We start from the raw sequence: 13,078 nt of genomic DNA on the forward strand, positions 1-13,078 counted from the left end.
CCTGCTATATTATATATAGTAGGGGAATTTTTTTATTTAATATTTTACATATTCATAGAAATAATATCCAAATAAATCCAATAAGAGGTATTTATAAAGTGTATAATCTAGTATAATTGATTATACACTTTATTTTTTATATTGAAAATTTTTTCAATAAAGGTTATAATGAATATGAAATAAAAAAATTGGAGTGATCAGGTTGCATTATTGGTTAGCTGTAGTCTCAGCATTTTCATCATCTATAACGTCTGTATTAGGTAAATTTTCCTATACTTTAGGTGCTACTGTTACGCAAATCCTATTTTTAAGATTCTTTTTTTCTTTTTTAATTGCTCTTGTTTTATTTATGGGGTTTGGGTATAAGTTTAAATTTAAAAAATTTTTTATTTTTGGCAGTTTAGGAATTGTTAATTATGGAATAGCTGCCTATTCATTTTTTTTGGGACTTCAATATCTAAGCCCAGCTTATGCAACTGTAGTATATTTCACCAACCCTATTTTTGTTTCTCTATTACAAACGAAAACTACTAATAGAAAGCTCAACTTTTATAATGCAGTTGCGGTAGGCTTATCTTTTGCAGGAGTTTTAATTGCCAATATGGGTGAAAAAGCATTTTTGCAAAATGAAAGCCTGATTTTTGGAACTATAATGGTTTTATTTGCTGCTTTTGTAAACGCTCTTTTTGTAGTTACTGTAAGTGAAAATATAAAAACAAAATATCCAAATCCTCTGGAAAATAGTTTTTACACTTTTTTAGGAACATTTATTTATTACTTTATTTTAATGTCAATTACCAACGGTTTTGAAACTTTAAGTTCCAAATTCTTATTATCAGGATTTTTATTGGCAGTTTTTGCAACATTTGTACCATTAACTTTAAATTATTTCGCACTTAAAAAATTACAATCTCACACTTTAGCCTTATTAATGCCTTTAGAATTAATTTTTGCTTCGGTTTTATCTGCAATTTTTTTATCAGAACAATTTAATGTTTTAAAAGTTTTAGGCTTTTTAATGGTTGCTTCTGCTCCAATTATAGACATTACCTCTATTGAATCACAGGAATCCAATTTTTAAATTAAAATAGATATAGGAGGTTGAATATGTTAAAAGAAATACTTTTCGATCAGGTTAAACCCGCATACGGCTGTACAGAACCTATTGCTGTTGCTTTGGCCGTTGCAGCTGCTAAAAAACATTTTGAAGGCGAAGTTGAAAGGATAGAAGTAGAACTTGATAAAAATACATATAAAAACGGTCTTGAAGTAAATATTCCTGGAACTCCATTTATAGGCTTAGAAATTGCAGCTGCATTATCTTACACATGTGGCGATGCAAGTTTAGGCCTTGAAGTTTTAAAGAATGTTAATCAGAAATGCATAGATGAATCGCATAAATATCTTGGAAAAGTAAAGATTAAGGTGAATAAGGATTTTAATGGTTTAAAGGTTAATTGTGTTTTAAGAGGAAAAAGCAATGTTCAGGTAATTATTGAAGGAAAACATGATAATATCGTTCACATAGAAAAAGACGGGACACCTATTTTAGATAAACCTTTTGAACCTGGTGGAACTTTACTTGATAAAATTAAGGATTATTCAATTGATGAAATTTTGGATTTTATTGAAGATTTTGATGAAGATATTAGAGAATTACTTGAAAAAGCTATTGAAATGAATACTGGTATTGCAGAAAGAGGTTTAAAAAATCCTCAAAATTTCGGAAATGTACTTGATTATGAACCGGTAAATATTGTTCAGGCTGCTGTTGATGCAAGAATGAGTGGTGAGTTAATGCCTGTAATGACTGTTGCAGGAAGTGGCAATCAAGGATTATCCTGTACATTACCTGTAATTGAAATTGGAAAAAAATATGATAATGAAAAAGTATTAAAAGCTATATTATTAAGCATGTTAGTGACTATCTATATAAAAGCATATACAGGAGTTTTAACTCCAATTTGTGGTGCAGGTTCTATTGCGCCAGCTGGTGCTGCTGCAGGTATAGTTTATCTAAAAGGAGGAAATCGTGATCAGATAAAAAACGCTATTAATAATGTTCTCTCTACATTATTTGGTTTAACCTGCGATGGAGCTAAAAAAGGCTGTGCACTAAAAGCAGGAACTGGAAGTTTTACGGCACTTCAAAGTGCTCAACTTGCATTAAATAATATAAATATTCCGTGTGGTAACGGAATAGCTGCAGACGATGTTGAAGAAACTATTAAAAGAGTTGGAATTTTAACAACTTCTATTAAGAAGTTTGACGAAGATGTTTTAGATTTTATCGGAAAATGCTAATATAAAAGGCGAGTCCATATTAGGATTCGCCTTTTATAATTATATTTTATATTTTTCAAAAAATTCTTCTTCTGTCATTATTGGAATTCCAAATTTCTGTGCTTTTTGTAGTTTGCTTCCTGCATTTTTCCCAACTACCAAAAGGTTGAGCTTCTTAGTTACTGTATCTTTAAAAATACCTCCATTTTTTTCAATTAACTCTTTCAATTTACTTCTTGGCATTCTTTCCAATTCACCTGTTGCACATATTGTCATTCCAGAAAAGACACCTTTTGTATTTTCTTCTGTTTCATATGTTAGAGAAACTCCAGCTTCTTTTAATTCTTCTATAATTTCTTTTACATGTGGATCTTTAAAGAAATCATAAATCTGTTGTGCAATATCTTCTCCAATTCCTTCAATTGCAAGAAGTTCATCATAATTTGCATTCATAAGATTATCTATTGTTTTAAATTTTTTAGCAAGATCTTTTGCTATTTTTTTACCAACATTGGGAATTCCTATAGCATATAATACTCTATCTAATCCACTATTTTTTGAATTTTCAATTTGTTGAAGTATATTACTTATCATCTTTGGCCCAATTCCATGACCTAATGTTGCAAGTTTAAAATGGTCCAATTTGTACAAATCGGGTATTTTTTCAATTAATTTTGCTTCAACCATTCTGTCAATTAATTTTGGGCCAAGCCCCTGTATATTCATTGCATCTCTTGAAACCCAAACTTCAAGATTTCTTTTTAATTTTGCTTTACATAAAGGGTTTAAACATCTTATAGCTACTTCCTCAGGATTTAATTTCCCAACCTTTCCACCACATACTGGACATTCTTTTGGTTCTTCTATTGGAATTTCATTACCTGTTCTTTTTTCTGCGAGCACTGTAACAACTTGAGGAATAATTCCTCCTGCTTTTTCTATTTTTACATAATCCCCAATTCTTATATCTCTTTCTTTTATATATTCAAAATTATGCAAACTTGCCCTTTGAACAGTAGTGCCTTCTAAAAAAACAGGTTCAAATATGGCAACGGGAGTTATTACTCCAGTACTACCCACCTGATATTTTATGTCTTTTACTTTAGTTATAGCCTGTTCTGCAGGAAATTTAAATGCTATAGCCCACCTTGGAGAACGAGCGGTATTTCCAAGAATTTGTTGTTCTTCAAAACTATTAACTTTTATTACAACGCCATCTACATCATAATTTAACTTTGCTTTATTTTCTGTCCAATATTTCCAGTATTCGATAACTTCATTTATATTTTTAGCAAGTTTTGTATTTTCATTTATTTTAAATCCTAATTTTTTTAAATATTTTAAAGCATCAATTTGAGTTGTTATATTGTAATTTTCCGGTGAAATTATATAATATATATATGAATCAAGATGTCTTTTGGCAACTTCCGAGGTATCCAATAATTTAATTGTTCCAGCAGTTGCATTTCTCGGATTTGCAAATACTTGAAGACCTTCACTTTCCCTATATTCATTTATTTTCAAGAATTCTTTTTTGGGCATAAATATCTCGCCTCTAACTTCAATAGTTACATCTTCAGAAAGTTTTAAAGGAATACTTCTTATAGTTTTTACATTATCTGTTACATCGTCGCCTGAAATTCCGTTTCCCCTCGTTATAGCCTGAACTAAATATCCATTTTCATATTTTAAGGCTATTGATATACCGTCAATTTTTAATTCACAGGAATATTCGACATTTTCTTTGTTTAATAATCTTTTGACTCTATTATCAAAGTCTATTATTTCATTTTCATTATATGTGTTGTCAAGACTGAGCATTGGAATAGAATGCTGAACAGTTTTAAATTCACTGATAATTTTACCGCCAACCCTAAAAGAAGGTGAATCAGCTGTAATTATTTCAGGATATTTCTTTTCTATTTGAAGTAATTTTTTAAATAATTTATCATAATCCGTATCGCTTATAATAGGATTATTCAACACATAATATTGATAATTATGTTTTTCTATAACTTTTTTAAGTTCTTCATATTCCTTTTTTATGTCTTCTGGTATCATCTTTTTTCCTCCATACTTCATTAATGTTCGTCAATTATATTTATATTTTCTATTCCTTCTAAATATGCCAGTTGTTTCTGAAGTTTGGATAATACTTTTGGTTCAATCCCTTTGAATATAAAATACAACAAACCATCATTTTTTTGAGAAAAATCTACATTCTTTAAAATTAGATCTTCATTATTGTTTAATATATCAAGTATTCTTTTTATAGTTTTATTATCTTTTACAGTAATTTCAATAGTTGTTTCGTCTGTTAGGTGTTTTGAAAATTTATTAACGTATAGAATAATTAATGTTGCTATTAACGCCGAAAATCCTATAAAATATTCTCCTGCACCAAATGTCATTCCAATTGATGCTGCAACCCACAATGTAGCAGCTGTTGTAAGACCTTTTACTTTATTTCCATTCTTTAAGATAGTACCTGCTCCCAAAAAACCTATTCCCGAAACGATTTGAGCTGCTATTCTTCCAGGATCTCCCATTTTTGTTACCGGATCAAAAAATACATAGATTGAAAGTATTGTAAGAATACATGATCCGAGAGATAATAAAGCATGTGTTCTAATTCCTGCTGGTCTATTTATTTTTTCACGATTATATCCAATTGCTGCTCCGGCAATTGTTGCAAAGAATATTTTTAATATTACATCATATGTTAAAATCATTTATTCCACCTCTTCTATAACTACCATAGTTACAACGTAATGTTTTTCATGAGAAATAGATATATGTATATTCTTTTTGCCAAATTTTTTGAATAGATACTCTTTTGATTCTTCAATTATATAAGGCTTACCAATTTCATTATTTAAAATAGCAATTTTTTTTAATGGAATATATTCTCCAAATGCTTTAATAAGAGATTCTTTTAAAGAGAATCTCCCGGCAACAAATTCTTTTTTTCGTCGTTCTCCATTAAATTTTTCAAGGATTTCCAATTCTTTATCATGCAATACTTTTTTCTCTAAGCCTTGAGAAATTCTATCAATTTCAACGATATCAACACCTATTCCTTTGATCATTCAAATTCCATCCTTATTTCATCACCAGGATTAAGTTTTTCATTAAAACTGAATATTTCTTTGTTATTTATATATATTTTGTATTTTGTAAAATTTGATACATCAAAATCTATATGAGTAAATAAATCCAATAAACGTATTTCTTTTTCTCTTTTTTCTACTTTCAAATGCATATCATCATATACTTTACTGTTTATATTTACTCTCTTTTCTCTGTCCTTTACTATTATTTCTTCTAAAGGTAATTCTATTGGTGAGCCGTTTAAAACTATACTCATAACTTTTTCGGGATTAACATCTATAAAATCTTTTATTAATGGTACTTCTACCATTTGCGTATATAATTTATCGTTATCATATATTTCATCAAAATCATTCAATATTTCATTTTTTCTCATTAATACTTTACCAACAGGTATTTCATAAAATTTGTCATTGATAGAGAATTTTATTGTTTTTGATTTTAATTTGCTTTTTAATTCTTTTACAAGAGGATTCCTTATTTCAAATTTATCGCCATCATGAACAATATCTTCTAAATTTACTTCTTCATTGTTTTTATATACTCTGGGATAGATAGAATATAATTCGCCATCAATAAATATTTTATAAGGTTTTATAATCTCTTTCACAGTTGGATAATGAATCTTTCCATCTTGAGGTTTACCAACCTCCAATACATCACCAGGTTTAACAGGACTTTTTAAATCTGCTTCTTTTCCATTTATTTTTATAGGTGCTTCTTTACCTTTTTCTCCCGGCAAGAATTTTAATTCACCATTTATTTCATACGATATCGCAGGTGCCGGTTTTCCAACAATATCATTTATTCCAAATCCAGCCTGTAATAAAACCTGCATTACACTTAATTCTCCACCAACAAGCATCATATTTATTGGCTTATCATTTACTATAATTCTTGCAAAAACATTCCCTTCATTTTTATGTGCAACATATGCAATTCCAACAGGTGTAATAAATTCGCTTCCTTCAAGTGTTTCATCAGTTAAAAATTCAACATATTCTATATTTTTTATATCCTTTAAAGTAATTCTATTTCTGGAAAGGTTGAGTTTTAATGCAAGTTTATCAATAAATTGCGGTACTTTCCCTCCACCACCAACAACCATAACAGCTATTGGAGGTTTTCCATTTAATTCAAGTATTTTTTCTGCTATTTTTGAAGTTATTTCCTCAACTACAGGTTCGATAATTTCAAGAATTTTTTCTTTTGAAATTTCCTGTTCAAAATCAAGTATATCTTTGTATGTAAATACATCTTTTTCCTGATTATTTAATTCTCTTTTTAGTCGTTCTGCTGTTTTAAAATCCACTAATAATTCTTTTGAAATGGCTTCAGAAATTTCATCTCCTGCCATTGGAACCATACCATATCCGATTATTGTTCCATCTTTTGCTATTGCAATATCGCTTGTTCCAGCTCCTACATCAACCATGGCGATATTTAATGTTCTTAAATCTTCCGGAACAATTAGATTCATAGCTGCTATAGGTTCAAGAGTAATGTGAACTGGCTCTAAATCATTTAATTCTAAAACGGCAAGCATTGCATCAACAACATTTTTAGGCAAAAATGCTGCAATAACCTTTGCCTTTGCTTTTTCACCTTTTTGTCCTTCTAATTTTTTTATCCATTCTCCATCTATTTCATAATATAATACAGAATAACCTACGCAATAGAAATTTTTTTCTATTTCTAAATTTTTAACTGCATCTTTTACTGCTTCCAATTCCAATGTCTTAACGGTATTATAATCAATATAATTCATGTTAGAAATTTCCATTTCATATTCGCCTATTGTTGTTACTAAAAACCTTCCTGCAAGAGCAACGGCTACATTTTTTATTTTGGATTCATCATCTATGTTTTCTTTTAATTGTTTAATTATCTTTTCAACACCTTTTGAAACCTTTGTAACATCATGTATTTGTCCATCAAGCATTGCACGATTTTCATGTTCTTTTACGGCAAAATTTTCTATAATAATTTCTCCATCTTCTGTCATTTCTGATATTATTCCAACTATAAAGCGTGTTCCTATATCAAGAGCAAACATTTTTACACCTCCACGTAGGTAACTCCTGTACCCCCTTCATTATCATTTCCTAATCTGAAAGATTTTATTCTCCTATTTTTTCTTAGATATGCCCAGATTCCCATTGCAAGTTTTCCGGTACCTTTCCCGTGAATAATATATCCACCTTTCATATTAGAGGCTATTAAATCTGATATGAATTTTTCTATTTCTGGAATTGCGTCTTCTACTGTATAACCTCTAATATCAATTTCATTTTTTATAGGTTTTAATACCGGAATATGCATAGAATTTTTTTGATTTTTATTTTTTTCGTCTTTACTTTTTTCTAATTTGATTTCATCTGGAGAAACAGTCAATTCAAATGGTTTTTCAATAAATTTTACCTGTATTTTATCTTTTAAAATTTTTATTACCTTTGCCTTTTCACCACCAATTAATACTACATCCCCTATATTTATATTATTTTCATTCTTTTTATTATTGTTTTTTATCTTAGTTTTTTCTAATTCTCTTTTTTTCTTTTCAATTTTTTTATTTAAATCCTTAATTTTGTCTATATTCTTTTCGTTTTTCAATATGGAAATATAATTTTCTACATCTTTTTTTAGATTTTTTAGATATTCCTTATACTCTTTTATTTCTTCATCAATTTTTTCTAATTCTCTTTTCTTAATTATTTCCAATTGTTCTTCAAGATTTCTTTGAAGTTGTATAACTTCTTTATGCTTTTGTTTATGTAATTCTTTTTCTTTTTCTAATTCTTCATATATTTGCGAAAGATTTTCTATTATTTTTTCATCATATACCTGTTCTTTACTTAAAAAGTTGTTGGCTTTAACCAATACATCATGAGGAAGCCCAAGACGTTCTGCAATATCAATTGCATGTGATGCACCTGGGACACCTATTAATAACCTGTACGTTGGAGATAATGTATTTTTATCAAATCCCATAGAAGCCGATAATAATCTTTCATTTTCTATAGAGTACATTTTTACTGCGGATAAATGTGAAGTAATAAAAAATGTGCTGTTTAATTCGAGAAGTTTTTCTATTATGGCTATTGCTAAAGCGGATCCCTCAATAGGATCAGTTCCCGTGCCAAGTTCATCAATTAATACCAATGTTTTTTCATGTGCATTATCCAATATATTTTTTATATTTTTCAAATGCGAAGAAAAAGTACTCAATGTTTGTTCAATACTTTGTTCATCACCAATATCAGTAAAAATATTTGTTATATATGGGATATTCGCCATTTCCGCAGGTACTGGATATACAGCATGAGAAAATACAACGCTTATCCCTACAGATTTTAAAACTACAGTTTTTCCGCCTGTATTTGGCCCTGTAATAATCATTCCAGACTTATCTTTAGGTAATTTTAGAGTTACTGGAACTACCTTTTCTTTTTCTATTAAAGGATGTCTTATATCGGAAAGATATATATACTTTTTATTTTTCTCTGGTTTTGAAAATACATATCTATTTTCTTTAGCGTATTTTATTCTAGCCTGTAATGAATCAATATACTCAACTATACTTATAGTTTTTTTTACTTTGGGAAGTATTTTTACAAGTTTAAGGTATATTTCACCTAAAATCCTTGATATTTCTGCTTTTTCCTGAGCAAATAAATCAGAAAGTTCAGCATTGAGTTTTCCTACTTCATACGGTTCAATATATACCGAAACTCCTCTATCTGAATATGCAATAATAGAACCATTTATTTTATTTTTATATTCACTTCTTATAACTATGCAATATCTATTATTTTTTACAGTAGGCTGTTGAATACTTACATATTTTTGATATTTTCCTATTATTCTTCTTAAAGTTACAGAAATGCTTTTTTTATTATTTTCTATTCTTTTTCTTATTCGTCTCAATAAATCGCTTGCGGAATCTTTTACATTCCCATCTTCATCAATAGCTTTATATACAATATCAATAAAATTATCTGTTTCAGGAATAGAAAATATTAAATCCTGTAAATGAGTATATTTAATAAGATTTTTTCTATTTTCTTTATATAAATTTTGTGTCTGAGAAAGAAAATCAGCAATTCTTTTATATTCAATTGGATCTAAATATGTACCATTTTCAACTTTTTTTATTTCATCATATATTATAGGGATTCCGCGAATATCAAATTCACCGTATTCATATATATAATTATTAATCTCATCTATTATTTTGTATTCTTCTTCAATTTTTTCATAATCTTGGAAATATTCAAACTCTTCAAGTATATATCTTTTTCCATATCTTGAAGAGGCTTTTGAGGATATTAAATTTAGTATTTTATCTATTTCAAGATCTTTATATGTTTTGGAATTCATATTTTATTAAAAAGACACCTCCAGAGCTATATTAAGAGGAAAATAATTGATAGTTGCCATTTTATTATCAGTAGAGAAATATCTTGACTCGTATCCACCCAATAACATAATATTGAAATTAGAAAATTCATATGACAATCCAAGATTAATGTTTATTATTGTAGAAAGAGTTTTAAACTCATCTTCTGTATGCATTCCACCAACTGCTAATACATTGAATTTTGTATTAAATAAAAAATCGGTGTTATATGTTGTAATTATCCCGATTTCATAACCAGTATCTTCTATAATTGCATTTAAATCTTTTAATTGTGTTTGTGATATATTATCATAAACTGTATAACCAAAATATGGACCAAATGACATTTCTGGAGAATCTTCTGCTGGAAAGAGCAAACCTATTCTAACTGTATAATAATCAAAGTTTTTAAATGTATCATCCCAACCAGCTATATCAATAGATGTAGAAGATGCAGTAATTCCATATGTTCCCATAACAGCTATGTTAATAGTAAAAGCAGTAATGGCAACAACAAATATAGAAATCAATAATAAAACTTTTTTCACTTTCAACGCCCCTTTCATTTTGTTTTATGGGTAATTCCTATTTTTTCTCTTAAATACTCTGGTTTTACTATATATTCATCTAATAATTCTTTTCTTGTTCCCTGAGGAATAAATTCATCGTTAGCTCCTAATTCTACTAATGAATCTATATTTATTTTATTCTTTATAATATATGTTTTTATTTCTTCATTAAATCCGCCTTTTATCGCATTCTCCTCTACAATAAAAATATTTGTATTATCCTTTATATATTCTTTTAAAATCCCTTCATCAATTGGTTTAACGCTTCTAACACCAATAATTGTTGCATTAAGTTCATCCCATAATTCTTTATATTCTTCAATTAATTGTCCAACAACAAAAACGATATTTTCTTTTGATTCTTCTTTTATTACTTTCCATTTTTCATCCACTAATTCTAAATTATTTATTATATCTTTTATATCTATATATTCTCCACCTCTTGGAAATCTTATAAATGTAGGTTTTTCCAGATCGTTTTCCAATACGGTATATAGCATATTAGCTAAATCCTGGGCATTTAATGGTGTCAATATTTCAATATCTGGCACCAATCTCAAATAAGATATATCAAATACACCATGATGAGTTGGTCCGTCTTCTCCAACGATACCAGCTCTATCGAGCAAATATAATACAGGAATTTTTTGTAAAGCTATATCATGAATAATTGAGTCAAATGCTCTTTGCATAAATGATGAATATATATCAACAATTGCGAATGTCCCTGCAAGTCTCGTCGCTCCTGCAGCTGTAACTATTGATGGTTCTGTAATTCCCATATCAATAACCTTTTCAGGATATCGGGACTTTAAAATATTTAACCCTGTTCCTTCCTCCATAGCAGCGGTAAAGGAAACAAAATTATATTTCTCACCTAATTCTTTAAGAACATTACCAACTACCTTACTATAAGAAAGTTTTTCTGATTTTTTATTGCTCACTCCATGATATTTTGTTGGATTTTCTTCAGCAAAGTCCATTCCTTTACCTTTAATGGTTTTTAAATGTAAAATACATGGACCATCATCATAATTTTTTATAAATCTAAGATATTTTTCAAGGGATTTTATATCGTGCCCGTCTACTGGACCATAATATTTTATTCCCATACCTTCAAATATACTCATTGCTTCATTATATACTGTATGTTTAATACCATCACGTATTTTTTTCAATGTGTGTTCAATATCCTGACCAACTTCTGAACTTTCAAGAGTATCTTTTATTTTTTCCTTTATTGCATAATAATCATTTGATAATCTTACTTTATTTAAAATTTTTGCAATAGCTCCAACATTTTCTGAAATAGACATTTCATTATTAACAAGTATTATTTTTATTTTAGAATGAAGTGATTTTAACTGATTTAATGATTCAAGTACCATACCACTGGTAAATGCACCATCACCAATAATAGCGATAATATTCTTATCAATATTTTGATTTTTAAACCCTATTTCATATCCCAAAGCAGCAGAAATAGAAGTGCCAGCATGCCCAGCACCAAAATAATCATATTCACTTTCGAATATATTTGTAAATCCACTAATTCCATTTTTCTGTCTTAATGTTTTAAATGCTTCCCATCTTCCAGTTAGTAATTTATGTATATATGCTTGATGACTTGTATCCCAGATAACAATATCCTCTTTCGGGTCAAAAATTCTATATAGTGCAAGGGTTAATTCAACCACTCCAAGATTTGAGGCAAGATGTCCTGTATTTTTTGTAACCGTTTCATATATATAATTCCTTATTTTATTCGCTAAACTCTCTAATTCTTCATAATCCATTTCCCGTATCTTGTGGTACAAAGGGTTTTCCATATCCATCCAACCACCTCTATAGCCTTTTAAATTCTTCTTTTGCTATTTTATCTAAAATACCGTTTATAAATTTGGCACTTTTTTCATTGGAATATTTTTTTGCTAATTCAACAGCTTCATCAAGAATAACCTTAGGCGGAATATCCTTTCTTTTTTCTAACTCAAATATTGCAAGTCTTAAAATAGTTTTTTCAATATTTGCAACTCTATCAAAATCCCAATTAATAAGATATTTTTTTATATATTCATCATATCTATCTTTATTTTCCAAAATATTTTGTAAATAAATTTCCCCTTCTTCAAATAGGTTTTGAGGGACCTTTTTTTCTTTTAAAAGGTCCCTCAATAAATCTATTACATTTTCATATTCTATACCCTCAATAAAATCAAGTTGAAATGTCGCTTCTAATACTGCTTCTCTAACATATCTTCTTTTTGGAATCAATTTTCAACACTCCCATTTTCATCTTCGATTTTTTCATAGTCTATTTCTTCTTCAATTTCTGGTTTTTCTGCTTCTTCTAATTCTTCATAATTATCTTCCGTAGAAGAAATAATTAATCCATCAAGAACAATATCAACATTTCTTACAGGCACTTCTGTCATTTTTTCTACTTCTGATTTTAAGAATTCCTGTAAATCCTTTGCGAATTTTATTATGCTCTCACCATATTTTGCTTTTGTTTTTACGAATACTGATATTGTTCCGTCATCATTTTCATTTACTTTAATCAATTTTGCTAAATCTCTTTCATTTAAATCTGCACCTTCAACATTTTCTTTAAAAAATAATTGATACGATTTCATGGCCAATTCTTTTAATGCACTATCAGTGAAGGTTAATTCACCAAATTGATTTTTTTCATACATGGCCATATTATCCCTCC

11 protein-coding genes are annotated in these 13,078 nt (G+C 28.6%); 2 read left to right on the forward strand and 9 right to left on the reverse strand.

What is annotated here, in order from left to right; genetic code table 11:
* Positions 1–193: 193 nt before the first annotated feature.
* Entirely contained in the window at positions 194–1,081 is an 888-nt protein-coding gene (locus LN42_RS01430) for a DMT family transporter (RefSeq protein WP_369804762.1), read from the forward strand.
* Between the two features lie 26 nt (positions 1,082–1,107).
* Positions 1,108–2,304 (forward strand): serine dehydratase subunit alpha family protein, encoded by a 1,197-nt coding sequence (locus LN42_RS01435; protein ID WP_014295754.1) that lies wholly within the window; start codon positions 1,108–1,110, stop codon positions 2,302–2,304.
* A gap of 39 nt (positions 2,305–2,343) precedes the next feature.
* Here the strand turns inward: LN42_RS01435 and ligA are convergent, their stop codons facing one another.
* Genes ligA through LN42_RS01480 form a run of 9 tightly spaced genes read right to left on the reverse strand, consistent with a single transcriptional unit; the run spans position 2,344 to position 13,067 of the window.
* Entirely contained in the window at positions 2,344–4,344 is a 2,001-nt protein-coding gene (gene ligA, locus LN42_RS01440) for an NAD-dependent DNA ligase LigA (RefSeq protein ID WP_075780173.1), read from the reverse strand.
* 20 nt (positions 4,345–4,364) lie between these two features.
* Positions 4,365–5,015 carry an MgtC/SapB family protein gene (locus tag LN42_RS01445; RefSeq protein ID WP_014295756.1) on the reverse strand — a complete coding sequence of 217 codons (651 nt, stop codon included), beginning with the start codon at positions 5,013–5,015 and terminating at the stop codon, positions 4,365–4,367.
* Complete coding sequence (gene acpS, locus LN42_RS01450; RefSeq protein WP_014295757.1) at positions 5,016–5,372, reverse strand: holo-ACP synthase; 357 nt, start codon at positions 5,370–5,372, stop codon at positions 5,016–5,018.
* The gene (locus LN42_RS01455; RefSeq protein WP_014295758.1) at positions 5,369–7,450 is read right to left on the reverse strand and encodes a cell division protein FtsA; all 2,082 of its coding nucleotides are present in this window, start codon (positions 7,448–7,450) and stop codon (positions 5,369–5,371) included. The genes acpS and LN42_RS01455 overlap by 4 nt, the downstream gene beginning before the upstream one ends.
* A gap of 2 nt (positions 7,451–7,452) precedes the next feature.
* On the reverse strand, positions 7,453–9,774 hold the full coding sequence (locus LN42_RS01460) for an endonuclease MutS2 (RefSeq protein ID WP_014295759.1): 2,322 nt from the start codon (positions 9,772–9,774) through the stop codon (positions 7,453–7,455).
* A gap of 6 nt (positions 9,775–9,780) precedes the next feature.
* Positions 9,781–10,341 carry a hypothetical protein gene (locus LN42_RS01465; protein ID WP_041638418.1) on the reverse strand — a complete coding sequence of 187 codons (561 nt, stop codon included), beginning with the start codon at positions 10,339–10,341 and terminating at the stop codon, positions 9,781–9,783.
* A 14-nt stretch (positions 10,342–10,355) separates the two neighbouring features.
* Entirely contained in the window at positions 10,356–12,197 is a 1,842-nt protein-coding gene (gene dxs, locus LN42_RS01470) for a 1-deoxy-D-xylulose-5-phosphate synthase (RefSeq protein WP_148265119.1), read from the reverse strand.
* A 10-nt stretch (positions 12,198–12,207) separates the two neighbouring features.
* A complete protein-coding gene (gene nusB / locus LN42_RS01475; protein WP_014295762.1) occupies positions 12,208–12,636 on the reverse strand; it encodes a transcription antitermination factor NusB in 429 nt (142 codons plus the stop codon).
* Positions 12,633–13,067 (reverse strand): Asp23/Gls24 family envelope stress response protein, encoded by a 435-nt coding sequence (locus tag LN42_RS01480; RefSeq protein ID WP_014295763.1) that lies wholly within the window; start codon positions 13,065–13,067, stop codon positions 12,633–12,635. Before LN42_RS01480 ends, nusB begins: the two co-directional genes overlap by 4 nt.
* Positions 13,068–13,078 lie beyond the last annotated feature (11 nt).

Source organism: Marinitoga sp. 1137, assembly GCF_001941525.1.
Classification (GTDB): domain Bacteria; phylum Thermotogota; class Thermotogae; order Petrotogales; family Petrotogaceae; genus Marinitoga; species Marinitoga piezophila.

What these genes read in the sequence shown, in the direction of transcription:
- LN42_RS01435 (WP_014295754.1), top strand. Translation starts at nt 1,108, where the DNA reads ATGTTAAAAGAAATACTTTTCGATCAGGTTAAACCCGCATACGGCTGT.
- ligA (WP_075780173.1), bottom strand. Translation starts at nt 4,344, where the DNA reads ATGATACCAGAAGACATAAAAAAGGAATATGAAGAACTTAAAAAAGTT.
- LN42_RS01445 (WP_014295756.1), bottom strand. Translation starts at nt 5,015, where the DNA reads ATGATTTTAACATATGATGTAATATTAAAAATATTCTTTGCAACAATT.
- acpS (WP_014295757.1), bottom strand. Translation starts at nt 5,372, where the DNA reads ATGATCAAAGGAATAGGTGTTGATATCGTTGAAATTGATAGAATTTCT.
- LN42_RS01455 (WP_014295758.1), bottom strand. Translation starts at nt 7,450, where the DNA reads ATGTTTGCTCTTGATATAGGAACACGCTTTATAGTTGGAATAATATCA.
- LN42_RS01460 (WP_014295759.1), bottom strand. Translation starts at nt 9,774, where the DNA reads ATGAATTCCAAAACATATAAAGATCTTGAAATAGATAAAATACTAAAT.
- dxs (WP_148265119.1), bottom strand. Translation starts at nt 12,197, where the DNA reads ATGGATATGGAAAACCCTTTGTACCACAAGATACGGGAAATGGATTAT.
- LN42_RS01480 (WP_014295763.1), bottom strand. Translation starts at nt 13,067, where the DNA reads ATGGCCATGTATGAAAAAAATCAATTTGGTGAATTAACCTTCACTGAT.